Consider the following 25501-nt stretch of genomic DNA (forward strand, 5'->3'; position numbering starts at 1 on the left):
AAACGTGATCGAGTTGGCACGTTTTGTGCTTAATGGATTCATAAAAATTTGTGACAGAAATCAAATTTTTTGTCTTCCTCAGGTCAATCGGCACCGGCCGATGCACAGAACGGAGCAACAGCGATGAACAGAATTTTCCGGAAGGTCTGGAACGCCAGCATGGGACAGTGGGTCGTGGCGTCCGAACTGGCGAGCGGCGATCGGCCCGGGCAGGCGACGCGCGACGAGCGCCGCGCCGTCAAGAGCCTCGGGTCCGCGGCGCTGCTTGCGCTGGCGATGACCGGCGGGCCGCTGGCCGCCCAGGATTTCACCGTGACCGATGGCGCCACGCCGGCGGCCATCGGGCCGGGCGGTGTGGTGACCTTCTCCGGTGGTTCCAACATCGATGTCGTCCAGACCGGCGGCGCCGACGCCGCGGTGGTGGAGATCGCGCTCGACCCGGATCTGACGGTCGATAGCCTGACCGCGGGCACGACGCGCATCGACGGCACCGGGGTGGCGATCGGTACGGACGTGGTGCTCGGCGCCACCGGCCTGAGCCTCGGCGCCGGCGCGCCCAGCATCGGCACGACGGGGATCCACGCCGGCGGCCTGGTGGTCGCAGGCGTGGCGAACGCCACGGCGGCCGATCACGCGGTCAATCTCGGCCAGCTTCAGCAGGTCCAGGAGCAGGCCGCGGCGGGTTGGAACGTCGCGGTCGGCGCCGGTACGCACAACATCGGTCCGGGCGGCACCGTCGCCTTCGCCGGCGACAGCAATGTGAGCGTGACCCTGGGCGGCGCGGAAGACGCCGCCAGCGTGCAGCTGGCCCTGAATCCCAACCTGACCGCCACCAGCCTGACCACCGGCGCGACCACGGTGTCCACCACCGGGGTCGCCGTGGGCACGGCGACGTTCAATGCGACCGGCCTGCGCCTGGGCCCGGGCGCGCCCAGCGTCACCACCGGCGGGATCGACGCCGGCGGCCTGCGGATCACCAACGTGGCCCCGGGTCAGCTGAGCGCGACCAGCACGGATGCGGTCACCGGCCAGCAGATCTTCGATCTGTTCATCGAGGCGGGCGCCGGCGGCGTGCGTTACTTCCATGCCGCCTCGACGCGCCCCGACTCCCGGGCCCTGGGCGCGGAATCGATCGCGATCGGTCCCGAGACCATCGCCGCCGGCGACAGCAGCCTCGCCGCCGGCGACGCCGCCTCGACCACCGCCGGCGCCACCGGCAGCATCGCCCTGGGCCAGGCGGCCCGCGTCGGCACCGCCGATGCCGATATCCCCGACGGGGATGGCGCCATCGCCATCGGCCGCAATGCCGCCGCCGCCGGCAACCGGACGCTGGCGCTGGGCGACGGCGCCGCGGTGGGGTCGGAGTTCGCGCAGGACGCGCTGGCCATCGGCACCGGCGCGCAGGTGGCCGGGGCGTTCAGCAGCCGGGCCACGGCGATCGGCGCCGGCGCGCAGGCCGGCGCCCTCGGTGCGACCGCCATCGGCGCGCAGGCGATCGCCGGCGGCGAGGACAGCGTCGCGCTGGGCCGGGCCACCGCCGGCGCGGTCGACGCAATTGCCGCGGGCAGGGGCGCGCAGGCCGCCACTCAGCGCGGCATCGCGCTGGGCACCGATGCGGGCGTGGGCACGGCGGGTACCGATGCCGGCGACCGCACCGATCACGTCGCCATCGGCACCCGCGCCGGGCGCAACGTGGTCGGCAACCTGACCACGGCCATCGGCTACGACGCAGGCACCGGCGTTGAGGGCGACGACAACCTCGCGCTCGGCACCGAGGCCGGCCGTGGCCTGCAGGGCAACAACAACATCTCCATCGGCCGCCGCGCCAACGATGGCGCCGGCGCGCGCGCGCAGGCCGTCGCCATCGGCGACAACACGGCCGCGGGCACCAATTCGGTGGCGCTGGGCAGCGGCGCGCAGGCCGCCGGCAGCGAGAGCCTCGCGCTGGGCAAGGACGCGACGGCCGGCGGCAACGGCGTCGCCGTCGGCGCCCACGCGGTCGCCGAGGGCAGCAACATCGCCCTGGGCCGCAACTCGATCGCGCGCGACGCGGACGTGAGCGGAGCCGGCTATCTGACCGGCTCGGCCGCGCCGGGCAGCGCGGTGTCGGTGGGCAACTCGGTCGCCGGCGGCAGCTTCCAGCGCCGCATCGTCAACGTCGCCGACGGCGCGCAGGGCTACGATGCGGTCAACGTGCGGCAGCTGCGGGGCGCGCAGCAGGCGGTGGCCAACCTGGTCGGCGGCGGCGTCGCGGTCAACCCGGACGGCAGCTACGGTCCGATCACGGTCAAGGACTCGGCCGGCAACGACGTGACCTTCAACAGCGTCGTCGAGGCCCTGGGCGCGGTGACCGACGGGACGGTCGAGATCCTGCCCGCCGATGCGGTGCGCTACAACGCCGACGGCACCGTCACCGTGGCCGCGGGCGTGCTGGGCAACCAGGCGGTCAACGTCGATCAGCTCAACCAGGCCATCGACGAGAACGGCAACAAGTACTTCAGCGCCAACACCACGGAAATCGCCAACCGCGGCAACGACGGCGCGACCGGCGAGAACGCCATGGCCATCGGCCCCGCGGCCGTGGCCGGCGGCGATTCCTCGCTGTCGGTGGGCCACGAGGCCGTGGTCGATGCCGGCGCTCACCGCGGCGTCGCCATCGGCTACGACGTCAACGCGAAGGCGATCAACTCCACCGTGCTGGGCAACAGCGGCGCGGCCGCCTACGACCAGGGCGGCGTGGCCGTCGGCCAGGCGGCCGTCAGCCGCGGCCTGAACTCCATCGTCATCGGCACCGGCGCGGAGTCCGACCCGCAGACGGCCGCGAGCGTGGACAACGCCATCGTGATCGGCACAATCGCCGAGGCGAGCGCGGACAACGGGATCGCCATCGGCCACGACGCGCTGGCTTCCGACGTCAATGCCGTCGCCCAGGGCTACGACGCGCACGCGATCGCCGCCAACGCGCAGGCCTCCGGCACGCGCGCGCGCAGCAGCGGCGTGAACGCGCAGGCCAGCGGCACCGATGCCTGGGCCTCGGGGAGCAACGCGGTCGCGAACGGCACGAACAGTCGCGGCCTGGCCGCCGACGGCATCGCGCTGGGCACCGGCGCCGTGTCCGGCTTCGCGCCGGCGCCGGGGCAGGAGGCACTCAACGTCAACGCGATCGCCATCGGCACCGGCGCGAACGCGGTCTACCAGAACGCCACGGCGATCGGCCGTGCCGCCCTGGCCGACCAGGTCGCCGCCGCCGCGGTCGGCGACGGCGCCAGCGCCACGGCGGAGGCGGCCCTGGCGCTGGGCCGCAGCGCCGCCGCCAGCGGGACCTCGTCGATCGCCCAGGGCGATGGCGCGACGGCATCGGCCGAGGCCGCGCAGGCGTCCGGTCGCGGCGCCGGTGCCACCGCCGCGTCCGCCCTTGCCCACGGCGATGGCGCCCTGGCCTCGGCGGCGTCGGCATCTGCGGTGGGCCGCCTGGCGCAGGCCACGGGCACGTCGGCGAGCGCCTTCGGCCATGCGGCCCAGGCCACGTTCGCCAACACGGTGGCGGTCGGCGCGCAGTCGCGCGCCACCGCCGTCGGCGCCGCGGCGTTCGGCCAGAACGCCGCCGCCACCGCGGCCAATGCCGTGGCGCTGGGCGTGGGGGCCACCGCGGGGCATGCGCGTTCCGTGGCGCTGGGCCAGGGTGCGGCCACCGCGGCGGCGGTCGGCACCGCCAGCGTCGTGGTGGACAAGACCACCTACGCCTTCGCCGGGGCGAGCCCCGTGGGGACGGTCAGCGTGGGCACCGCGCAGGACAAGCGCACCCTGACCAACGTCGCCGCCGGCCGCATCAGCGCCACCAGCACCGATGCCATCAACGGCAGCCAGTTGTATGGCACCAATCTGGCGCTGAACGCGCTGGCCGGCGACCTGGACACCGCGGGCGCATCGATCGCCGACGTGCTGGGCGGCAATGCCGCCTACGACCCCGACACCCACACGGTGACCATGACCAATATCGGCGGCACCGGCGAGAACACCGTCCACGATGCCATCGGCTATGCCGCACAGGGCTGGAACGTCAGCGCCCAGGGCGGCGCCGCCGGCGTCGTGGCGCCCGGCGCCACCGTCGATTTCGCCAACGACGACGGCAACATCGTCGTCGCCCGCGACGGCACCGACCTCACCTTCGACCTCGCCGACGACATCACCGTCGCCAGCGTGACCGCGGGCGACACGGTGCTCGACACCGACGGCGTGACGATCGAGGACGGCGCGGGCAACGTCGCCAACCTGACCGCGGGCGGCCTTGCCGCGACCGACGGCAGCGCCACGGTGAACATCGCGCCGGGCACGGTGGCGGTCGGCGACGGGACCTACACCAGTACGCTCGCCCCGACCGCGCTGACCGTGGGCGGCGCGTTCCCGGTCGTGGTCGATGGCGCCACCGGCACCATCGGCGGACTGCAGAACCGCACCTTCGATCCGGACAACTTCACCAGCGGCCAGGCCGCGACCGAGGACCAGCTCGCCGTGGTCAGCGGCCTGGTCAACGCCGGCTGGAACGTCACCGATGCCGACGGCAACCAGGCCAAGATCGGTCCCAACGGGGTGGTGACGTTCCAGGGCGACGCCAACATCGGCGTGGCCCAGACCGGCGTCGACCAGAGCGGCGTGGTGGCGATCACCCTCAACCGCGATCTGGACGTGGACAGCGTGACCGCGGGCGACGCGGTGCTCGATACCGACGGCCTGGCCGTCGACGACGGCGCCGGCAACGCCACCACGGTGGGCGCGGGTGCGATCGCGGTACGCGATGCCGGCGGCACGACGACCATCGGCGGCAACGCGATCTCGGTGGGCGGCGCCAACCCGATCGCGATCAGCGGCGACACCGGCACCATCGGCGGGCTGCAGAACCAGACCATCGACTATCCCGATTTCGCCGACGGCTCCGGCCGCGCGGCGACCGAGGAGCAGCTGGACCTGGTCAACCAGGCCGCCAACGCCGGCTGGAACCTCGCCGATGCCGAAGGCCACCAGGTCAACATCGGCCCCGACGGGCTGGTGACGTTCGAGGGCGACGCCAACATCGGCGTGGCCCAGACCGGCGCCGACCAGAACGGCGTGGTGGCGATCACCCTCAACCGCGATCTGGACGTGGACAGCGTGACCGCGGGCGACACCGTGATCGACGGCACCGGCGTGGCGATCGGCCCGGACGTGCGGCTGGGCGATGCCGGCCTGACGATCGTCGGCGGCCCGAGCGTGACCCTCGCCGGCATCGACGCGGGCAATACGATCATCACCAACGTCGCCGCGGGCGTGGACGACACCGATGCGGTCAACGTCGGCCAGCTGCGCGATACCGTCGCCGCGAGCCGCACGCGCTACTACAGCGTGAACTCCACCGGCGGCGGCAACGAGGACAACGACGGCGCCTCGGGCGAGGACGCGATCGCGGCCGGCAAGGACGCGACCGCGGCCGGCGAGCAGGCGGTGGCGCTGGGCCTGGGCAGCAGCGCCGACGGCACCGGCGCGCTGGCGCTGGGCGCGCAGGCGCAGGCGCTGTCGCTCAACAGCCTGGCCATCGGGGCCGGCGCGGTCAGCAGCCACGCCAACAGCATCGCGCTGGGCGCGGGCTCGGCGACCACGGTCGGCGCGCAGTCGGGCTACCAGGGCGCCTACGTGGGCAGCAGCGATTCCAGCGGCGAGCTCAACATCGGCGGACGCCAGTTGACCGGCGTCGCGGCGGGTTCGGCGGCGACCGACGGCGTCAACGTCAGCCAGCTGCAGGCGGGCGTCACCCACGCGATCAGCGAGGCCAACAGCTACACCGACACCCAGATCGGCGGCGTCAACAACCGCATCGATCAGCTCGATGGCCGGGTGACCCAGATCGAGGGCGACATCGTCGATATCCGCGGCGACATCACCGACATCCAGGGCGACATCGTGGACATCCGCGGCGACATCACCGACCTGGGCGATCGCGTGACCGACATCGAAGGCGTCGTGGTCGAGGTCGACAATCGCATCACCAACCTGGAAAACGGCGCCAGCGGCCCGTTCCGGATCAGCCAGGACGAGCCCTACGTGGCGCCGGCGCCGACCGGAACCAATGCGGCCGCCGGCGGCAACGGCGCGGTGGCCAGCGGGGCCGACAGCGTCGCGGTCGGCAACCAGAGCGTCGCCAGCGGCGCCGGCAGCACCGCGCTCGGGCAGGGTGCGACCGCCTCGGCGGCCGACAGCACCGCGCTCGGCCACGGCGCCACCGCCAGCCACGGCAACAGCGTGGCCCTGGGCGCGGGCTCGGCCACCACGGTGGGCGCGCAGGCGAGCTACAACGCGGCCTACGTCGGCAACAGTTCGTCCACGGGCGAGGTGAACGTCGGCGGGCGCACGGTGACCGGCGTGGCGCCGGGTATCGCCGGTACCGATGCGGTGAACGTCAACCAGCTCAACGCCGGCGTGAACCACGCCATCGGTGCGGCCAACGCCTACACCGACGGTCGCATCAACCAGATCGAGGGCGATCTGTGGACGATCGACCGCGGCTACCGCGGCGCGACCGCGTCGGCGATGGCGATGGCCGGCCTGCCGCAGGCCTACCTGCCGGGCAAGAGCATGCTGGCGGTCGGCTTCGGCGGCTACCAGAGCGAGTACGGCATGGCGATCGGTCTGTCGGGCATCACCGACAACGGCCGCTACGTCTACCGCGCCCAGGCCAGCGGCAACACCGCCCGCGACTGGGGCTTCTCGGTCGGCGCCGGCATTCAGTGGTGAACCCCGGGGCCCGGCACCACCGTGCCGGGCCCACCGCATCCATCATCCACGGGGAACCCCGGGCGGGCACGCCCGGCCGCGCCGCAGGCGCGCTCCCCACGCAGAGGTCCAACGACATGACCAAGACTCCGTTCAACACCCGCATCGGCCTGGCCCTGGCCGCCTCGGCGCTGGCCATCGCGCTGAGCGCATGCGGTACCCGCCACGTCAGCCGCGACATCACGCCCGAGGGCGTGGCCGGCGAAGTGGTCTTCCCCGATCCCGACAGCGCCGTGCTCGCCCAGGGCACGTTCCCCAATCTCGACGACCTGCGCGCGGTCGGTGCCGGCGTCACCAAGGACCAGCTCTACCAAGCCCTGGGGCGGCCCCACTTCCGCGAAGGCCTGATCGGCGTGCGCGAATGGGACTACCTGTTCCACTTCCGCACGCCCGAGGGCGTCAAGACCTGCCAGTACAAGGTGATCTTCGACAAGGATCTGCTCGGCCGCAGCTTCCACTGGCAGCCGGCGTCGTGCGCGGCGCTGCTGGATCCGCCCGAGATCGCGCCCGTGGCCGCGCCCGCGCCCGCGACCGAGGGCGTGCGCCGGATCGCCCTGTCGGCGGACGCGCTGTTCGCGTTCGCCGGCCACGCCGAGCGTGACATGCGGCCTGCCGGCCGCGAGCAGCTGCGCAAGCTCGCCGCCGAGATCGGCGACGCGCAGGCGGCGACGGTGACCGTGATCGGGCATACCGATCGCATCGGCAGCGACAGCGCCAACCAGCGGCTGTCGCAGCAGCGCGCGGAGACGGTGCGCGCGCTGCTGGTCGCCCACGGCGTGCCGGCCGATGCGGTGGTCGCGGTGGGGCGCGGCGCATCGCAGCCGGTGACCACCGCGTGCAGCGATGCGCTGCCGCGTACGGCGCTGGTCGAGTGCCTGGCGCCGGATCGCCGGGTGGAGGTCGAGGTGCGGGCGTTGGCTTCGCGCTGACGTCGCCGACGCACGCCGCCGGTCGCGTTCGCGAGCGCGGCACGCCTGCCGCCGGCGGTGCCGCCTCCGTCGGCAGGCGCCGGCGGCGAGGGGAGATCGCGGCCGTGCCGAGGCTGGCCGCGATGGTCGGTCCTCGCGCCCGTGCGCCGCGGGCGGCCAGCTTGCGTACGCCCGCGTATGCCGGATGTTTTGATTACGGTCAAGGCTTTCGGGCGGAAATGTCGCAAAGTAGGCGGCTTTCCACACGGCACGACGACATGACCCGATCCGCTTCCTTCGACCGCGAGCAACTGCTGGCCTGCGCGCGCGGCGAGCTCTTCGGCCCCGGCAACCCGCGCCTGCCGGCGCCGCCGATGCTGATGTTCGACCGCATCACCGAGGTCTCGTCCGAAGGCGGGCGCTACGGCAAGGGCGTGGTTAAGGCCGAGTTGGACATCCACCCGGACCTGTGGTTCTTCGCCTGCCACTTCGAGGACGACCCGGTGATGCCCGGCTGCCTCGGCCTGGATGCGATGTGGCAGCTGTGCGGCTTCTACCTGCCGTGGCTGGGCGCCAGCGGGCGCGGTCGCGCGCTCGGCGTGGGGCAGGTGAAGTTCACCGGCCAGGTGCTGCCGAGCGCGAAGCTCGTCGCCTACGAGCTGGACATCCGGCGCGTCCTGCGCGGGCGGCTGGAGATGGTGATCGCCGACGGCCGCACGCTGGTGGACGGGCGCGAGATCTACACCGCGTCCGATCTGCGCGTGGGCCTGTTCGCCTCCACGGAGGGCTTCTGAGCATGCGCCGGGTGGTGGTCACCGGGATGGGCATCGTCTCGTGCCTGGGCAACGACGCCGCGAGCGTGTCCGCAGCCTTGCGCGCGGGGCGTTCCGGCATCGGCTTCGTGCCGCAGTACGCGGAACTCGGCCTGCGCAGCCGGGTCGCGGGCGTGCCCGGGATCGACCTGGACGCGCACATCGACCGCAAGCTGAAGCGCTTCATGGGCGACGCCGCGGGCTACGCCTACGTCGCCATGCGCGACGCGATCGCGCAGGCGGGCCTGAGCGATGCGCAGGTGCGCGACGCGCGCACCGGCCTGATCGCCGGCTCCGGCGGCGGCTCGCCGCAATGGCAGGTGGAGACCGCCGACCTGTTGCGCGCGCGCGGCGTGCGCAAGGTCGGCCCGTACATGGTGCCGCGCTCGATGGGCTCCACCGTATCGGCCACCCTGGCCACGGCGTTCGGTATCCGCGGGCTGAGCTATTCGATCTCCGCCGCGTGCGCGACCTCCGCCCACTGCATCGGCGCGGCCGCCGACCTCATCCGCCACGGCGCGCAGGACGTGATGATCGCCGGCGGCGGCGAGGAGCTGCACTGGGCGATGACCGCGCAGTTCGACGCGATGGGCGCGCTGTCCACCCGCCGCAACGATGCGCCGCAGGCCGCCTCGCGGCCCTACGACGCCGACCGAGACGGCTTCGTCATCGCCGGCGGTGCCGGCATGCTGGTGCTGGAGGACGAGGCGCATGCGCGCGCGCGCGGCGCGGAGATCCTGGCCGAGCTGGTCGGCTACGGGGTGACCTCCGACGGCGCCGACATGGTCGCGCCTTCCGGCGAGGGCGCGGTGCGCTGTATGCGCATGGCGCTGGCCGGCCTGGGCCACGAACCGCCGGGTCCGATCGACTACCTCAACACCCATGGCACCTCGACCCCGCTCGGCGACCTGGTGGAGCTGGCGGCCGTGCGCGAGGTGTTCGGCGAAGCGGTGCCGCCGCTGTCCTCGACCAAGGCGCTGAGCGGGCACTCGCTGGGCGCGGCCAGCGTGCACGAGGCGATCTACAGCCTGCTGATGCTGCGCGAGGGCTTCATCGCCGGCTCCGCCAACATCGAACGGCTGGACCCGGAGGCCGAGGCGTTCCCCATCGTGCGCGAGCGCCGCGATGCCGCCCTGCGCACGGTGATGTCCAACAGCTTCGGCTTCGGCGGCACCAACGCCAGCCTGGTGTTCGCGCGCGCGGACTGAACGGCGCCGGCCGCCTGGCGGCGGCCGCGTCGATGGCCCCACCTGGGCGGGCGTGGCACAATTCCCGCCCCGAGGCGCCCGGGCTGTCCCGCGCCTCGTCGAGCGCCGGGTCGTTAGCTCAGTCGGTAGAGCATCGGACTTTTAATCCGCTGGTCGTTGGTTCGAATCCAACACGACCCACCATCCGGCGAGCGCACGCGCCAGCGGCGATACGCTGCCGCGGCTGTCCGCCCCCGGGGCGGCGAAGGCGCCGCCGGCGCGGCTGCGGTAGCGGTGCCGCTACTTTCCTTCATGCCGCTTCCTGGGCCTGCTCATCCGTGGCCGCCTGCAGCGCGGTTTCGACCGCGCGCCAGGCCGCGTCGAGATCAAGCGGTTCGCCTTCGAACCACACCGCGGCGATCCTGCGGGTGTGGCGGATGTCGGCGAGCGGGTCGCCGTCGACGACCACGATGTCGGCGCGGGCGCCGGTCTCGAGCCGGCCGAGGTCGGGGCGGCCGAGGATGTCCGCGGCGACGTGGGTGGCCGCTTGCAACGCCTGCACCGGTTCCAGGCCGGCGTCGACCAGCGCCGCCAGCTCCTGGTGCAATGCGCCGCCTGGCAGCATGTACGGCGCGGCGGGGAGGTCCGAGCCCGCGCCGATCGGCACGCCGGCGGCCAGCAGGCGCGGCAGCAGCGCCGAGACGAAGCGCAGGTCGGCGGCGGCACGGGGCGTGGCGCGGTCGCCCGAGACCGCGCCTTCGAGATATTTCCAATAGTCGGCGAAGTAAGGGCGCATCCGTCCGGCGCCCGGCAGGTCGTCGAGGGCGAGGCTGCCCGGCCTGGCGAACTGGCGCGCGTTGCCTACGGTGGGGACGACCGCCATGCCGCTGGCGGCGATCTCGCCGGCGATGCGGTCCAGCAAGGCGTCGTCGAGGGCGTCGGCGAGCGGGTCGCCGCCGAGCCGGCGGTAGGCGAGCGCGGCGCCGCTGAGGTGTTCGAGGCTCGACACGCCGGCGCGCGCGGCCTGGGTCGCGTCGATCTCGGCCTGGGTCAGCCCGCGGGTGAGCATGGTGCCCAGGTCGGCCATGACCGGCAGGCCGGCCGCGCCGGCGGCGCGCGACGCGGCGTCGAACGCCGCCGGCGGCACCTGCTCGTAGAGCTTGATCCACTCGACGCCGGCTTCGGCCAGCGCGTTCACCGCCGCGGCCGCATCGTCCTCGCCGGCGATGGTGATCGGCATGATCTCGCCGAGCGGGCGGCTGCCGAGCGGCGAGGGGCCGCCCGAGAACACGTTGCCTTCGCCGTCGAGCATCGGGCCGCTGGCGAGGATGCGCGGCGCGCCCGCCGTGGCGCGCATGGCGGCGATCATATCCAACGTGTTGTTCGCATCGCGCACCGTGGTCACGCCGGAAGGCAGGAACGCGCCGAGGAAGTGCGGCCGGGCGTGCACGTGCAGATCGATGAGGCCGGGCAACAGGAGCGCGCGGCCGTAGTCGTGCACCGGCGTGCGTGCATTCCAGCGGCAGTCGCGCGCGCGACCGGCGCAGAGGATCGCCCCGGATGCGACCACCACCGCGCCGTCCTCCACCACGCGCCCGGCGCGCGCGTCGAAGACGCGGCCGAGCAGCACCGCGTCGGCCGGTGGCGGGGCGGTGGTGCAACCGGCAAGCAGGCACAGCGCGGACAGGGCGGCGAACAGCATTCTTGGCATGGGGAGGGCCTCTGGACGTAGGGGCGCGCCTGAACCGCCGGGGCGGGCGCGGTTGAAGCCGGCCGCGGACGGGCGCACATTCCGGCCATGCGGCGCAGCCGACCGGGCAATCCAACGAAGATGCCACGGAAGGCGCGACCGTCGCACCCGCCGCCGCGCGCGGCCTTCCGAACCGGGCAGATGCCTCTCGACGCCTTCCATCCCGCCGTCGCGCAGTGGTTCCGCAGCGCGTTTCCCGCGCCCACCGGCGCGCAGGCGCGGGCGTGGCCGGCGATCCGCGCCGGGCGCGACGTGCTGGTGTCCGCGCCGACCGGCTCGGGCAAGACGCTGACCGCGTTCCTGACCGCGATCGACACGCTGGTGCGCGAGGCGCTGGCGCGCCCGGACGCGCGGTTGCCGGAGGAAACCTGGGTGGTCTACGTCTCGCCGCTGAAGGCGCTGTCCAACGACGTGCGGATCAACCTGGAGGCGCCGCTGGCCGGGATCGCCGCGGAACTGGCGCGACTGGGACTGCCCGAGGTCGACATCCGCACCGCGGTGCGCACAGGCGATACGCCGCAGGCCGAGCGCGCGCGCATGCGCCGGCGCCCGCCGCACGTGCTGGTGACCACGCCGGAATCGCTGTACGTGCTGCTGGGCTCGGAATCCGGCCGGGCGATGCTGTCCACGGTCAGGAGCGTGATCGTGGACGAGATCCACGCGGTGGCCGGCGACAAGCGCGGTAGCCACCTGGCGCTGACGCTGGCGCGGCTGGAGGCATTGTGCGGGCGCCCGCTGCAGCGCATCGGGCTGTCGGCGACGCAGAAGCCCATCGAGGCGGTGGCGCGCTTCCTGACCGGCGCCGATGCGGACTCGGCGCCGCGCGATTGCGCGATCGTCGACGTCGGCTTCGCGCGCGAGCGCGACCTGGCGCTGGAGGTGCCGCCCACGCCGCTGTCGGTGGTGCTGTCCAACGACCAGGCCGAGCAGCTCTACGACCGCATCGCCGCGCTCGCGCGGGCGCACCGCACCACGCTGGTGTTCGTCAACACCCGGCGCATGGCCGAGCGCGCCGCGCGCCACCTGGGCGAGCGCCTGGGCCGCGATCGCGTGGCCGCGCACCACGGCAGCCTGGCCCGCGAGGCGCGGCTGGATGCCGAACAGCGGCTCAAGCGCGGCGAGCTGGACCTGCTGGTGGCCACCGCCTCGCTGGAGCTGGGCATCGACATCGGCGAGGTGGACCTGGTCTGCCAGATCGGCTCGCCGCGCTCGATCGCCGCCTTCCTGCAGCGCGCCGGTCGCGCGGGGCATTCGGTGGACGGGGTGCCGAAGGCGCGCCTGTTCCCGGCCAGCCGCGACGAGCTGGTCGAGTGCGCCGCGCTGCTGGACTGCGTGCGCCGCGGCGAGCTGGACGCGCTGCGCATCCCGTCGGTGCCGCTGGACGTGCTCGCCCAGCAGATCGTCGCCGAGACCGCGCAGCGCGACTGGGACGAGGACGCGCTGTACGCGCTGGTCCGGCGCGCCTGGCCCTATCGGGCGCTGCCGCGCGCCGACTTCGACGCCGTGGTGCGGATGCTGTCGGAAGGCTACGCCGGGCGCCAGGGACCGCGCGCCGGCCACGTGCACCGCGACGCGGTGAACCGGCGCCTGCGCGGGCGCAAGGGCGCGCGCATGCTGGCGACGATGTCGGGCGGCACCATCCCCGACACCGGCGACTACGCAGTGCTGCTGGAGCCGGAGGCGCAGGGCATCGGCACGGTCAACGAGGACTTCGCGGTCGAGAGCCTGGCCGGCGACGTGTTCCAGCTCGGCAACGCCAGCTACCGCATCCTGCGCATCGAGCCCGGCCGCCTGCGGGTGGAGGACGCCAAGGGCCTGCCGCCCAACATCCCGTTCTGGATCGGCGAGGCGCCGGGCCGCAGCGATGAACTGTCGGCCGGCGTGTCGCGGCTGCGCGCGGAGGTGGAAGCGCGGCTCGATGCGCCGGGCGCGGCCGCCGGCGCGCGCGCGCGCGCCGCCGCGCTGGCCTGGCTGCAGGAAATCCCCGGCGTCGTGCCGGCCGCCGCGGTGCAGTTGCTGGACTACCTGGCCGCCGCGCGCGCGGCGCTGGGCGCGCTGCCCACGCAGTCGCGGATCGTGATGGAGCGCTTCTTCGACGACAGCGGCGGCACCCAGCTGGTGATCCACGCGCCGTTCGGCAGCCGCGTCAACCGCGCCTGGGGCCTGGCGCTGCGCAAGCGCTTCTGCCGCCAGTTCAACTTCGAGCTGCAGGCGGCGGCGACCGAGGACGCGATCGTGCTGTCGCTGTCCACCTCGCACAGCTTCCCGCTGCAGGAGGTCGCCCGCTACCTGCATTCGTCCAGCGCCCGCGACGTGCTGGTGCAGGCCCTGCTGGACGCGCCGCTGTTCGGCGTGCGTTGGCGCTGGAACGCGACCACCGCGCTGGCGCTGCCGCGCTTCGCCGGCGGGCGCAAGGTCGCGCCGCAGCTGCAGCGGATGAAGTCGGAGGACCTGCTGGCGGCGGTGTTCCCGGACCAGGTCGCGTGCCTGGAGAACATCGTCGGCGAGCGCGAGATCCCGGACCACCCGCTGGTCGCGCAGACCCTGCGCGATTGCCTGGAGGAGGCGATGGACGCGCCGGGCTGGCTGGCGGTGCTGCGCGGGATGGAGTCCGGCGCGATCGAGGTCGTGGCGCGCGATCTCGCCGCGCCCTCGCCGCTGGCGGCGGAAGCCGTCAATGCGCGGCCCTACGCGTTCCTCGACGACGCGCCGCTGGAGGAGCGCCGCACCCAGGCCGTGCAGCATCGCCGCTATGCCGATCCCGCCCAGGCCGACGACCTCGGCCGGCTCGATCCCGAGGCGATCGAGCGGGTGCGCGCGGAGGCCTGGCCGGAGGCGCGCGACGCCGACGAGCTGCACGATGCGCTGATGCAACTGGGCTGGCTGACGGCTGAGGAGGCCGCGCGCATGCCCGGCGCGTCCGCCCTGCTGGAGAGCTTGGCGCGCGCGGGGCGTGCGACGCGGCTGTCTGCCGGCCCGGGCGTGGAAGGCTGGGTCGCGGCCGAGCGCCTGCCGATGCTGCGTGCGCTGCATCCAGGCGCCGGGGCCGCGCCGCCGCTGCAGGCGCCGCCGGACTACGCCGCGGTGGACTGGAGCACGGAGGACGCGGCGCGCGAACTGCTGCGCGGCCGGCTCGGCGCGCTCGGGCCGGCGACCGTCGCTGCGCTGGCCGCGCCGCTCGGCCTGCGCCCCGCCGTCGTGCAGGCCGCGCTGCTCGCGCTGGAGCGGGAGGGCAGCGCCGCGCAGGGCCGGTTCTCGCCCGCCGCGCCTTCCGTGGGCGCGGCGGCGATCGAATGGTGCGAGCGCGGCCTGCTGGCGCGGATCCATCGCGAGACCCTGGGCCGGCTTCGGCGCGAGATCGAGCCGGTGTCGCTGGCCGACTTCGTGCGCTTTCTCTGCGACTGGCAACGGGTGGCGCCGGCGACCCGCGGCACCGGCCCGGACGCGCTGGCCGGCGTACTCTCGCAGCTGGAAGGCTACGAGGCGCCGGCGGCGGCGTGGGAGGCGGACCTGCTGGCCGCGCGCGTACGCGGCTACGCGATCGGCTGGCTCGACGAACTGTGCACCGCCGGGCGCATCGCCTGGCTGCGGCTGCGCCCGCGCGGGGCAGACGCAGGCGTCGGGACCCGCGGCGGCAGCCTGCGGCAGACGCCGGTGGCGCTGCTGCCGCGCCGCGAGGCGGCGCGCTGGGCGCGGATCGCGCAGTCGGATGCGGACGCCGCCGCGCTGTCCTCGCGCGCGCGGCGCGTGGCCGAGGCGCTGTCGGCGGGCGGCGCGGCGTTCTTCGACGAGCTGCTCGACGAGACCCGCCTGCTGCGCACCGAGCTGGAGGATGCGCTGTCGGAACTGGCCGCCGCCGGGGTGGCGCACTGCGACAGCTTCGCCGGACTGCGCGCGCTGCTGGTGCCGCCGTCGCGGCGCCCGTCGGTGCGCGGCCGCGGCCGGCGCGGGGCGCGCATGGCGCTGGGCATCGCCGATGCCGGCCGCTGGGCGCCGGCGCGGCGGCCGTCGGGCCCGCGCGACGAGGCCGACGTGGAGCACGCCGCGCGCGTGCTGTTGCGCCGCTACGGCGTGGTCGGCTGGCGGATCCTGGAACGCGAACCGCGCTGGCTGCCGCCCTGGCGCGAACTGGTGCGGGTGTACCGGCGGCTGGAGGCGCGCGGCGAGGTGCGCGGCGGGCGCTTCGTGGCCGGGCTGTCCGGCGAGCAGTACGCGCTGCCGGAGGCGGTGGGACTGCTGCGCGGGGTCCGCGCGCGGCCGGCGGACGGCGAACTGGTCTGCATCGGCGCGTCCGACCCGCTCAATCTCGCCGGTACCCTGCTGCCGGGCGACAAGGTGCCGCGCCTGCCCGGCGCGCGGCTGGTGCTGCGCGACGGCCGGGTGGTCGCGACCCTGGCCGGCGACGCGCTCGCCGTGGACGACGCGCTGCCGCCGGAGGCGGCGGCGCAGGCGCGCGCGCTGCTGCTGCGCGAGCAGCGTCCGCTGCGGGTGGCGCTGGAGTTCGGCCCCGCGCACGACGCGGCGGCGCTCGGCGAACGCTAGAATCGCCTCCGATCCGAGCCACTCGCCCCACTCATCACGCTGGAGTCCGCATGCCCCGCATTCCCGTCAGCACCGATCAGGCCCCGGCCGCCATCGGCCCGTATTCGCAGGCCGTGCGCGCCGGCGACACCGTGTTCCTCTCCGGCCAGATCCCGCTGGACCCGGCCACCGGCGAACTGGTGCCGGGCGACGTCGCCGCGCAGGCGCGGCAGGCGTTCCGCAACCTGGAGGCGGTCTGCGCCGCGGCCGGCGGATCGCTGGACGACGTGGTGCGGCTGGGCCTGTACCTGACCGACCTGGGCGAGTTCGCCGCGGTCAACGCGGCGATGGCCGAGTTCTTCTCCGCGCCGTACCCCGCGCGCTCGACCATCGAGGTCTCGGCGCTGCCCAAGGGCGCCGCGTTCGAGGTCGATGCGATCCTCGCGCTGCGCTGAGCGGCCGTCGCGCGCCGCGCGCGGGGCGGGATGAGGCGATGAGCGCCGCATCGCCCGAACCGGGCAGGGCGCCGCTGACGACGCTGCCCGGGGTGGGCGCGCAGACCGCGCAGCGGCTGGCCGCGCGCGGGCTGGCCACGCTGCAGGACCTGTGGCTGCACCTGCCGCGGCAGTACGAGGACCGCACCCGGCTGACCCCGATCCGCGACCTGCGCCCGGGCGTGCCGGCGCAGGTGGAAGGCACGGTGGAGGCGGCCGAGCGGGGCTTCCGCGGCCGCCCGGTGCTGCGGGTGGCGCTGCGCGACGCCTCGGGCGGCGCCCTGCTGCTGCGTTTCTTCCATTTCCGCGCCGCGCAGCTCGCGCAGTTCGCCCCCGGCACGCGGCTGCGGGCCTACGGCACGCCGCGCCCGGGCCCGCACGGCCTGGAGATCGTGCATCCCAGCTACCGCGCGCTCGGCGGCGACGAAGCGCCGCTGGACGAACAGTTGGAGCCGGTCTATCCGCAGGTCGAGGGCGTGGGCCCGGCGCTGCTGCGCAAGCTGATCGCGCGCGCGCTGGAGCGCCTGCCCGGCGACGATGCGCTGGAACTGCTGCCGGCGGCGCTGCGCGGCGAGGTGCCGAGCCTGCGCGCGGCCCTGCTGTACGTGCACCGGCCGCCGCCGGACGCCGACCTGGCCGCGCTGTCGGCCGGCACTCATCCGGCGCAGCGGCGGCTGGCGATCGAGGAACTGCTGGCGCACCACCTCAGCCTGCGGCGCCAGCGCATCGCCTGGCAGCGGCATGCCGCGCCGGCATTCGACGGCCCTGGCGCGCTCGCGGCGCGGCTGGAGGCGTCGCTGCCGTTCGCGCTGACTTCGGCGCAGCGGCGGGTGTTCGCGCAGGTCCGCGACGACCTGCGGCGGCCGCGGCCGATGCTGCGGCTGGTGCAGGGCGACGTCGGCTCGGGCAAGACCGTGGTCGCCGCGCTGGCGGCGACGCTGGCGGTCGAAGCCGGCGCGCAGGCGGCGCTGATGGCGCCCACCGAGCTGCTGGCCGAGCAGCACTTCGCCAGCCTGCAGGGCTGGCTGCGGCCGCTGGGCGTGGAGACCGCGTGGCTGGCCGGCAAGGTCTCCGGCAAGGCCCGCGCCCGCGCGCTGGAGGCCATCGCCGACGGCAGCGCGCAGGTCGTGGTCGGCACCCACGCGCTGATGCAGGAAGGCGTGGCCTTCCGCCGGCTGGGGCTGGCCATCATCGACGAGCAGCACCGCTTCGGCGTGCACCAGCGCCTGGCCCTGCGCGACAAGGGCGGCGACGACGGCCTGCTGCCGCACCAGCTGGTGATGACCGCCACCCCGATCCCGCGCACGCTGGCGATGTCCGCCTACGCCGATCTCGACGTGTCGGCGATCGACGAACTGCCGCCCGGGCGCACGCCGGTGCGTACCGTGGCGCTGGGCGCGCACCGGCGGCCCGAGCTGATCGACCGCATCCGCGCGGCCTGCGCGCAGGGGCGGCAGGCGTACTGGGTCTGCACGCTGATCGACGACAGCGACGAGGTCGTCGCGCAGGCCGCGCAGAGCACCTTCGAGCAGTTGCAGGCGGCGTTGCCGCAGGTGCGCGTCGGGCTGGTGCACGGGCGCATGAAGGCGGCGGAGAAGCAGGCGGTGATGCGCGCGTTCAAGGACGGCGCGCTCGGGCTGCTGGTCGCCACCACCGTGATCGAGGTCGGCGTGGACGTGCCCAACGCCTCGCTGATGGTGGTCGAGAACGCCGAACGGCTGGGCCTGGCGCAGCTGCACCAGCTGCGCGGCCGGGTGGGGCGGGGCGCCAGCGCGTCGAGCTGCGTGCTGCTGTACCAGCCGCCGCTGTCGCGGCTGGCGCGCGAGCGGCTGGCGACGATGCGCGAGACCAACGACGGCTTCGTCATCGCCGAGCGCGACCTGGCGCTGCGCGGGCCGGGCGAGCTGCTGGGCACGCGGCAGACCGGCATCGCCAGTTTCCGCGTCGCCGACCTGGTCCGCGATGCCGCGCTGCTGCCGCAGGTGCACGCGCTGGCCGAGCGCCTCCAGGCCGAGGCGCCGGGCGTGGCCGACCGCCTGGTGGAGCGCTGGATCGGCGGCGCCTCGCGCTACGCGGCGGCCTGACCCGCGTCGCGGGCATAATGGCCCGATGGACGAACGCATTCCGCTGCTCATCGATACCGATCCGGGGGTCGACGACGCCCTGGCCCTGCTGATGGCCTTCGACGATCCCGCGCACCGCGTCGTCGGGCTGACCATCGCCGCCGGCAACGTCGGCCTGCGCCATACCGTGGGCAACGCGCTGAAGCTGGTCGAGGTGTGCGGGCTGGACGTGCCGGTGTTCGCCGGCGCCGAGGCGCCGCTGCTGCACCCGGCCCGCGACGCCGGCTACGTGCACGGCGAGGACGGCTTCGGCGACGTCGGCTACGCGCCCGCGGCGCGGCAGGCCGAGGCCGAGCACGCGGCGCTGGCGATCCTGCGGCTCTCGCATGCCTACGCCGGCCGGTTGCTGCTGGTCGCGCTGGGCCCGCTGACCAATCTCGCGCTGGCGCTGAAACTCGACCCGAGCCTGCCGCAGCGGGTGGCGCGACTGGTGGTGATGGGCGGCGCGGTCACCGCGCACGGCAACATCACCCCCGCGGCGGAGTTCAACATCGCCTTCGATCCGGAGGCCGCGCACATCGTGTTCCAGGCCTTTCCGCGCTTCGACCTGGTGGACTGGGAGGCGACCATCGCGCATGGCTTCCCGCATGCCGAGGCCGAAGCCTGGCTGCAGGCCGATTCCCCGCGGGCGCGGTTCTACGCCGACATCTCGCGCCATACCCGGTTGTGGTCGGTCGATCGCCGCGGCGACCTCTGGCATGCCGCCGACGCGCTGGCGATGGCGGTGGCGCTGGAGCCCGAGGGCGTGGAAGCGTGGGCCGAGCGGCCGCTGGCGGTGGAGCTGGACGGCCGCCACACCCGCGGCGCCACCGTCGTGGACTGGCTGCGCCAGGACGGCGCCCCGGACAACGCCCGGATCGCGCTGCGCTACGCCCCGGCGCGGTTCCACGAGCGGATGCGCCGCGCGCTCGCGGCCGGCTGAGCGGCGCTGCCCGGGGCCGATTGCGCCCGCCGCGTCCGCCCGCTACACTAAGCGGCTTCCCGCAAGCCCGGTGCCGCCATGAAGGCCGACATCCATCCCGATTACCGCGAAGTCGTGTTCCAGGACGTGACTTCCGATTTCCGCTTCCTGACCCGCTCGACCCTCGCTGCCACGGCGAAGGAGACCGTCAAGTGGGAGGACGGCAACGAGTACCCGCTGGTCAAGATCGAAGTGTCCTCGGCCACGCATCCGTTCTACACCGGCCAGAACAAGATCATGGACACCAGCGGCCGCGTCGACAAGTTCCGCAAGCGCTACGCCAAGTAAGCGCCGGCCGCGCATCGCGCGGCGCGGACCGACGGACCGATCGCATCCAGCGGCTGCCCTCGTGGCGGCCGCTGGCGTTTGCGCGCCCGGCCCGTCCGCGCATGCGACCAATGGCGGAGCAGTCCCTACGCGCCGGTATGCGATAATGGTGGTTCCCGCGGCCGCGCCGCGGTTCTCTCCCGCATGACCCATGCCGTCGTCGCGTCCCCCGGGGCCGCCACGACCCTCAGTAAGGAGTGTGCTGTGTCAACACTTGACCAGGTCACGCTGAGCGCCGGCGACAAGTCGGTGACGTTGCCGGTGCTGACCGGAACCCTCGGCAATCCCTGCATCGATATCGCCAAGCTGCCGAAGGAGACCGGTTGCTTCACCTACGATTCCGGCTTCACCGCCACGGCGTCGTGCAAGTCCGCGATCACCTACATCGACGGCGACAACGGCGTGCTGCTGTATCGCGGCTACCCGATCGAGCAGCTCGCCGAGCAGTCCAGCTTCCTCGAGGTCGCGCACCTGCTGATCTCCGGCGAGCTGCCGACCAAGCAGGAGTTCGAGCGCTTCACCCACGAGGTGACGCACCACACGATGATGCACGAGGCGCTGAAGAGCTTCCTCAACGGCTTCCGCCACGACGCCCACCCGATGGCGATGCTGTGCGGCTCGGTGGCCTCGCTGTCGGCCTTCTACCACGACACCCTCGACCTGGCCGATCCCGAGCAGCGCCGCATGGCGGCGATCCGCCTGCTGGCGAAGATGCCGACGATCGCCGCGGCCGCCTACCGCTATTCGATCGGCTGGCCGATCCGCTACCCGCGCAACAACCTCGAGTACGTCGATCGCTTCCTGCACATGATGTTCGAGGTGCCCAGCGAGCCGCTGGAGCTGAACCCGGTCGTGGCCAAGGCCCTGGACCTGCTGTTCATCCTGCACGCCGACCACGAGCAGAACGCCTCCACCTCCACCGTGCGGCTGGTGGGCTCCACCGGCGCCAACCCCTACGCCTGCGTCGCGGCCGGCATCGCCGCGCTGTGGGGGCCGGCGCACGGCGGTGCCAACGAGGCGGTGCTGAAGATGCTCGAGGAGATCGGCACCCCGGACAACGTCGACAGCGCCATCGCCAAGGCCAAGGACAAGAACTCCGGCTTCCGCCTGATGGGCTTCGGCCATCGCGTCTACAAGAACTTCGACCCGCGCGCCAAGATCATCCGCGAGATGACCCACAAGGTGCTGGGCGAGCTGCAGATCGACGATCCGCTGCTGGAAGTGGCGATGAAGCTCGAGGAGGCGGCGCTGAAGGACGAGTACTTCGTGCAGCGCAAGCTGTACCCGAACGTCGATTTCTACAGCGGCATCATCTACAAGGCGCTGAAGATCCCGACCGAGATGTTCACCGTCATGTTCGCCATCGGCCGCACCGCCGGCTGGGTCGCGCACTGGCTGGAGCAGCAGGTCGATCCGGAGGCCAAGATCGGCCGTCCGCGGCAGATCTACACCGGCGCCGATACCCGCGACTACGTGGCCATCGACAAGCGTTGATGGCGCCGGCGGCCATCGCCGTCGCCCCGAAGCCGCGGCCCGTCCGCGGCTTCGCGCTTTTCAAGTGGGCGATCTACGCGCTGCTGGCGGGCAACGTGGCGCTGTACGCGCTGCAGGGCACGCCCACCGAGGCCATCGACACCGCCGCCTGGGTGCTGCTGCTCCTGCTGTTCGAGTGGGAGACCGGCGACTGGCGGTTGCCGCGGTGGTCGCGCGCGGCGGTGCGCCTGCTGCGCGGCCTGGCCGGCCTGGCGGTGGTCTGGGCCTGCGTGGACTACGCGCTGGCCGGCGAGCGCCTGGACTTCGCCAACGCCGCCACCTGGCTGGGCGTGGTGCTCGCGTTGGAGCTGGAACTGCGCATGCCCGCGCACTGGCGGCGCACCCACCGGGCCCGTCGCCTGGCGGCCTGGGCGCTCTACGCCGCGCTCGCGGCCTTCGTGCTGGCGTGGTGGGCGCTGGCGATCGGCGGCCAGCGCGAGGCCCGCCTCGACGCCTGGGACGCCAGCCTGTGGCTGGCGGCGTTCGTGGTCATCGAGCTCAACGTGTTCGGCTGGGCGGGTTCGGTGCGCGCCGCCGCGCCTCAGCGCCCGCTCGCGCCGCGCGCCTCGTAGCCGGCGATCTCGTCCTCGGCCAGCAGCTGCCGCAGCTGCGCCGCCGAGGCGCGCCGCATCGGCCGCTCGTCGATGCCCGACAGCGGCGCCTGCCGCAGCGCCACGCGCGGCAGCACCGCGAGGTCGAAGCCGACCCCGTCGGCGAGGAACACCCACACCGGGACGTCCTCGACGCGATCGCGGTCCATGCGCAGCCGGCGGCTGCGCAGCTCGGCGGGGATGCCGCGCTCGTCGAGGAAGCGGGTCACCGCGTCCGGATCGTCGGCGAACAGCTGCAGTTGCACCGGCGAGTTGGCGTCGGCGGTACCGTCCAGCACCGGTCCGACCAGGCGCGGCTCGAAGGCGGCGAAGAAGTCGAGCGCGCGCGCGGCGGCCTCGCGGCGCAGACGCAGCGCGCCGGCCTGGTCCTCGCCCAGGAACAGCCGCTGGTACTCGCGCAGCGCCGCCTCGATCTCTCGGTTGCGCGGCAGCGAGGCGTCGTCGCGGATGCCGAGCCGGTGGGCGGCCTTGAGCTTGGCCTGGTAGTAGTCGCGGATGCCGCCCTCGGCCATCAGCCGCGCGGCCTCGTGGGCCAGGCGATGGCGGCGTTCGCGGGTGCGCGTTTCGGCGTGCTGGCGGGCGCGATGCATGAGGAGTCCCCCGCTGGGTTCGGCCGAATGTACCGCACCCGCGTGCCGGGCGATGCCGCGGCAGGGCGGCATCGCCTGCGCGGTCCCGGTGCGTTCAGGCGTCGCGCGCGGGCGTCGCCCCGGAAGCTTCAGAAGATGTCGAAGGCTTCCTCGCCGGGCATGGCCTCGTCGTAGCCGTCGTCGGCCTCCGCGGCCATGCGATCGAGGTCCTCGGCCTTGACGTACTCCAGGATGCCGCCGGTACCGCCCGGCAGCAGGCGGCCGCTGGCGCTCACCGCCACCTGCACCATGCCGGCCGGCGGATCGTTCGGTGCGATCGGCTGGCCGTCGAGCGCGGCGCGCATGTAGTCGATCCAGATCGGCAGCGCGGCGCGGCCGCCGTACTCGCGGTAGCCGAGGGAGCGGTTGTCGTCGCGGCCCACCCACACGGTGGTGACCAGGTTGCCGCCGAAGCCGGAGAACCAGGCGTCGCGATGGTCGTTGGTGGAGCCCGTCTTGCCGCCGATGTCCTCGCGCTCGAGCACCCTGGCGGCGGCGCCGGTGCCGCGCGCGACCACGTCGCGCATCATCGACACCAGCTGGTAGGCCACGCGCTCGTCGATGGCGCGCGGGGCGACCGGCGCATCCGGGTCGCGGGCGACCTGGATCGCTTCGGGCGGCGTCTCCGCCGGCGCGGGGCGCGGCGGCGCCGGCGGTTGCGCCGGGCCGAGATTGAAGCCGTCGACGACGTAGGTCTCCGCCGGGGTGGCGGCGCGGCCGTCGGAGCCGCAGCCGCGGCAGGCCACCGCCGGCTCCGCCTTGAACACCTGCCGGCCGTCGCGGTCCTTGACCTCGTCGATGAACCACGGGGTGATCCGCGAGCCGCCGTTGGCGAACACCGCATAGCCGCGCGCGATCTCCATCGGGGTCAGCGAGGGCGTGCCCAGGGCGATCGACAGGTTCGGCGGCAGCTCGGATTCCTCGAAGCCGAAATGGCTGATGTAGCGGCGCGCGTAGTCCACGCCGATGCTGTCGAGCAGGCGCACCGAGACCAGGTTGCGCGAGCGCACCAGCGCTTCGCGCAGGCGCATCGGGCCGGCGAAGCGGCCATCGTCGTTCTGCGGGCGCCATTCCTGGCCGCGGCGCATGCGGAAGACCACCGGCGCGTCGGCCACGATCGAGGCCGGGTTGAACCCCTTCTCGAAGGCGGCGGCGTAAATGAAGGGCTTGAAGCTGGAGCCGGGCTGGCGGCGCGCCTGTGTGGCGCGGTTGAACTTCTGCCCGGCGAAGCTGAAGCCGCCGACCAGGGCGCGCAGCGCGCCGGTGTCGTATTCCAGCGACACCAGGGCCGACTGCGCGCGCGGCAGCTGCGCGAACTGGTAGCTGATCGCCGGCGGCGGGGCGTCCTCGCCTTCGGCCGCGGGCTTGGCGGCGGTCTCGATCCGGCGCACGCGGATCACGTCGCCGCGCACGGCCAGCGCCGACGGCGCGCGGTTGGTCCAGCGGCTGGCCGCCGCGTCGAGGGTCAGTTCGGTACCGTCGGCGAGGACCGCGTCCAGGGTGCCGCCGCCGCTGCGCATCACCACCGCCGGCAGCAGGCCGCCCTGGGCCGGAATGCCGCGCAGGCGCGCGGCCGCGGTGGCGGCGTCCTCGTCGTCGGCCAGCTCGAAGTGCTGTTCCGGCTTGGCCACGCCGTGGCGGCGGTCGTAGGCCAGCAGGCCCTCGCGCAGGGCGCGGTCGGCGGCGGTCTGCGCCACCGGGTCGATGGTGGTGGTCACGTGGTAGCCGCGGGTCAGCACGTCGCCGCCGTAGCGGGCGATCATCTCCTGCCGCACCATCTCGGCCACGTAGGGCGCGTACACCTCCACCGGGCGCTCGTGCGGCTCGGCGTGCATCTGCGCGGCCTGCGCCAGGCGCTCGTCGGCCTGGGAGATGAAACCCAGCTCGCGCATGCGCTGCAGCACGTAGTCGCGGCGGATCCGCGCGCGCTCCGGGTTGGTGACCGGGTTGCCGCTGGACGGGAACTTGGGGATCGAGGCCAGGGTGGCGATCTCGTCCAGGCTCAGCGCGTCCAGGGCCTTGCCGTAGTAGAACTCGGCCGCGGCGGCGATGCCGTAGGCGCGGTTGCCGAAGAAACTCTTGTTCAGGTACAGCTCGAAGATCTCGTCCTTGCTGAGCTCGCGCTCCATCTTCATCGCCAGCAGCATCTCCGCCAGCTTGCGGGTGTAGCTGTACTCGGAGCTGAGGAAGAACTGCCGCGCCACCTGCTGGGTGATGGTGGAGCCGCCGGGCACGCGGCGGTCGTCGGTGGTGGCCAGCAGCCAGATCGCGCGCGCCACGCCCTTGTAGTCCACGCCATGGTGCTGGTAGAAGCGGTTGTCCTCGATCGCGATGAAGGCCTGCTTGACCCGCTCCGGCACGTCCTCGATCCGGACCGGGTAGCGCCGGGTCTCGCCGAACAGCGCCATCAGCTTGCCGTCGCGGGCGTAGACGTAGAGCGGTTCCTGCAGCTCGACGTCGCGCAGCGACTGCACGTCGGGCAGGCGCGCGGAGACGACGAAGTACAGCGTCGCCGCGGCGAGGATGCCCAGCGCGGCCATTCCGAGGAAGACGAGCGCGGACCAGCGCAACAGGCGGCGGAATCGGGACATCGAGGGCGTTTCCTGCGGGGGGCGTGGCCTGGGAGTCTGGCCGCGGAGTATAGAGGCTGGCCGTCCCGGGGACCGATGCCGGCGCATTCAGCTTCCGCCGGCGGCGCCGCGCGGCCGCGAAGGGCCGGGGCCCGGGAAGCGCGCACTGGGGCACGGTCCGGCCGCCTGCTTGTTGCCAAGGCGCACGAAGTCCGTTATTTAATGCGCCGGGGCACGTAGCGCAGCCAAGCGCACGTGACGCAAGGGGAAT

The 25501-nt window shown here is 73.7% G+C and carries 14 protein-coding genes and 1 tRNA gene; 12 read left to right on the plus strand and 3 right to left on the minus strand.

Features of this window, described 5'->3' with window-relative positions; genetic code table 11:
* Positions 1 to 123: 123 nt before the first annotated feature.
* The 5 genes from Z164_RS0102820 (at position 124) to Z164_RS0102840 (ending at position 9915) form a co-directional block, all read left to right on the plus strand.
* A complete protein-coding gene (locus Z164_RS0102820; RefSeq protein WP_081770032.1) occupies positions 124 to 6765 on the plus strand; it encodes a YadA-like family protein in 6642 nt (2213 codons plus the stop codon).
* A gap of 116 nt (positions 6766 to 6881) precedes the next feature.
* Positions 6882 to 7733 carry an OmpA family protein gene (locus Z164_RS0102825; RefSeq protein ID WP_024889230.1) on the plus strand — a complete coding sequence of 284 codons (852 nt, stop codon included), beginning with the start codon at positions 6882 to 6884 and terminating at the stop codon, positions 7731 to 7733.
* A gap of 257 nt (positions 7734 to 7990) precedes the next feature.
* Positions 7991 to 8506 (plus strand): 3-hydroxyacyl-[acyl-carrier-protein] dehydratase FabA, encoded by a 516-nt coding sequence (fabA, locus tag Z164_RS0102830; protein WP_024889231.1) that lies wholly within the window; start codon positions 7991 to 7993, stop codon positions 8504 to 8506.
* 2 nt (positions 8507 to 8508) lie between these two features.
* Complete coding sequence (gene fabB, locus Z164_RS0102835; RefSeq protein WP_024889232.1) at positions 8509 to 9732, plus strand: beta-ketoacyl-ACP synthase I; 1224 nt, start codon at positions 8509 to 8511, stop codon at positions 9730 to 9732.
* A 107-nt stretch (positions 9733 to 9839) separates the two neighbouring features.
* Positions 9840 to 9915: transfer RNA gene (locus Z164_RS0102840), tRNA-Lys, on the plus strand.
* Between the two features lie 106 nt (positions 9916 to 10021).
* On the opposite strand, the gene Z164_RS0102845 is transcribed toward Z164_RS0102840, so the two are convergent.
* Complete coding sequence (locus tag Z164_RS0102845) at positions 10022 to 11422, minus strand: amidohydrolase family protein (RefSeq protein WP_081770033.1); 1401 nt, start codon at positions 11420 to 11422, stop codon at positions 10022 to 10024.
* A gap of 180 nt (positions 11423 to 11602) precedes the next feature.
* Between Z164_RS0102845 and Z164_RS0102850 the strand changes: the two genes are divergently transcribed.
* From Z164_RS0102850 to Z164_RS0102880, 7 genes are all read left to right on the plus strand, one after another.
* Entirely contained in the window at positions 11603 to 16003 is a 4401-nt protein-coding gene (locus tag Z164_RS0102850; protein ID WP_024889234.1) for a DEAD/DEAH box helicase, read from the plus strand.
* Between the two features lie 50 nt (positions 16004 to 16053).
* On the plus strand, positions 16054 to 16437 hold the full coding sequence (locus Z164_RS0102855) for a RidA family protein (protein WP_024889235.1): 384 nt from the start codon (positions 16054 to 16056) through the stop codon (positions 16435 to 16437).
* Positions 16438 to 16475: 38 nt separating this feature from the next.
* Positions 16476 to 18560, plus strand: coding sequence for an ATP-dependent DNA helicase RecG (recG, locus tag Z164_RS0102860; RefSeq protein ID WP_024889236.1), 2085 nt, complete (start codon positions 16476 to 16478; stop codon positions 18558 to 18560).
* A 25-nt stretch (positions 18561 to 18585) separates the two neighbouring features.
* The gene (locus Z164_RS0102865; protein ID WP_024889237.1) at positions 18586 to 19521 is read left to right on the plus strand and encodes a nucleoside hydrolase; all 936 of its coding nucleotides are present in this window, start codon (positions 18586 to 18588) and stop codon (positions 19519 to 19521) included.
* A 78-nt stretch (positions 19522 to 19599) separates the two neighbouring features.
* A complete protein-coding gene (locus Z164_RS0102870) occupies positions 19600 to 19848 on the plus strand; it encodes a type B 50S ribosomal protein L31 (protein ID WP_024889238.1) in 249 nt (82 codons plus the stop codon).
* A gap of 243 nt (positions 19849 to 20091) precedes the next feature.
* On the plus strand, positions 20092 to 21381 hold the full coding sequence (locus Z164_RS0102875) for a citrate synthase (protein ID WP_024889239.1): 1290 nt from the start codon (positions 20092 to 20094) through the stop codon (positions 21379 to 21381).
* Positions 21381 to 21992, plus strand: coding sequence for a hypothetical protein (locus tag Z164_RS0102880; protein WP_024889240.1), 612 nt, complete (start codon positions 21381 to 21383; stop codon positions 21990 to 21992). Before Z164_RS0102875 ends, Z164_RS0102880 begins: the two co-directional genes overlap by 1 nt.
* Here Z164_RS0102880 and Z164_RS0102885 read toward each other — a convergent pair.
* Together Z164_RS0102885 and Z164_RS0102890 are read right to left on the minus strand one after the other, a co-directional pair.
* Positions 21962 to 22621 carry a hypothetical protein gene (locus Z164_RS0102885; RefSeq protein WP_024889241.1) on the minus strand — a complete coding sequence of 220 codons (660 nt, stop codon included), beginning with the start codon at positions 22619 to 22621 and terminating at the stop codon, positions 21962 to 21964. The genes Z164_RS0102880 and Z164_RS0102885 overlap by 31 nt on opposite strands.
* Before the next feature lie 128 nt (positions 22622 to 22749).
* On the minus strand, positions 22750 to 25251 hold the full coding sequence (locus tag Z164_RS0102890; RefSeq protein WP_024889242.1) for a penicillin-binding protein 1A: 2502 nt from the start codon (positions 25249 to 25251) through the stop codon (positions 22750 to 22752).
* Positions 25252 to 25501: the final 250 nt, after the last annotated feature.

It is taken from the genome of Luteimonas huabeiensis HB2 (assembly GCF_000559025.1).
Taxonomy (GTDB): domain Bacteria; phylum Pseudomonadota; class Gammaproteobacteria; order Xanthomonadales; family Xanthomonadaceae; genus Luteimonas; species Luteimonas huabeiensis.

Bases quoted from the DNA above. Each gene is read 5' to 3' on its own strand.
- Z164_RS0102820 (WP_081770032.1), top strand. From the start codon at position 124: ATGAACAGAATTTTCCGGAAGGTCTGGAACGCCAGCATGGGACAGTGG.
- Z164_RS0102825 (WP_024889230.1), top strand. From the start codon at position 6,882: ATGACCAAGACTCCGTTCAACACCCGCATCGGCCTGGCCCTGGCCGCC.
- fabA (WP_024889231.1), top strand. From the start codon at position 7,991: ATGACCCGATCCGCTTCCTTCGACCGCGAGCAACTGCTGGCCTGCGCG.
- fabB (WP_024889232.1), top strand. From the start codon at position 8,509: ATGCGCCGGGTGGTGGTCACCGGGATGGGCATCGTCTCGTGCCTGGGC.
- Z164_RS0102845 (WP_081770033.1), bottom strand. From the start codon at position 11,422: ATGCCAAGAATGCTGTTCGCCGCCCTGTCCGCGCTGTGCCTGCTTGCC.
- Z164_RS0102850 (WP_024889234.1), top strand. From the start codon at position 11,603: ATGCCTCTCGACGCCTTCCATCCCGCCGTCGCGCAGTGGTTCCGCAGC.
- Z164_RS0102855 (WP_024889235.1), top strand. From the start codon at position 16,054: ATGCCCCGCATTCCCGTCAGCACCGATCAGGCCCCGGCCGCCATCGGC.
- recG (WP_024889236.1), top strand. From the start codon at position 16,476: ATGAGCGCCGCATCGCCCGAACCGGGCAGGGCGCCGCTGACGACGCTG.
- Z164_RS0102865 (WP_024889237.1), top strand. From the start codon at position 18,586: ATGGACGAACGCATTCCGCTGCTCATCGATACCGATCCGGGGGTCGAC.
- Z164_RS0102870 (WP_024889238.1), top strand. From the start codon at position 19,600: ATGAAGGCCGACATCCATCCCGATTACCGCGAAGTCGTGTTCCAGGAC.
- Z164_RS0102880 (WP_024889240.1), top strand. From the start codon at position 21,381: ATGGCGCCGGCGGCCATCGCCGTCGCCCCGAAGCCGCGGCCCGTCCGC.
- Z164_RS0102885 (WP_024889241.1), bottom strand. From the start codon at position 22,621: ATGCATCGCGCCCGCCAGCACGCCGAAACGCGCACCCGCGAACGCCGC.
- Z164_RS0102890 (WP_024889242.1), bottom strand. From the start codon at position 25,251: ATGTCCCGATTCCGCCGCCTGTTGCGCTGGTCCGCGCTCGTCTTCCTC.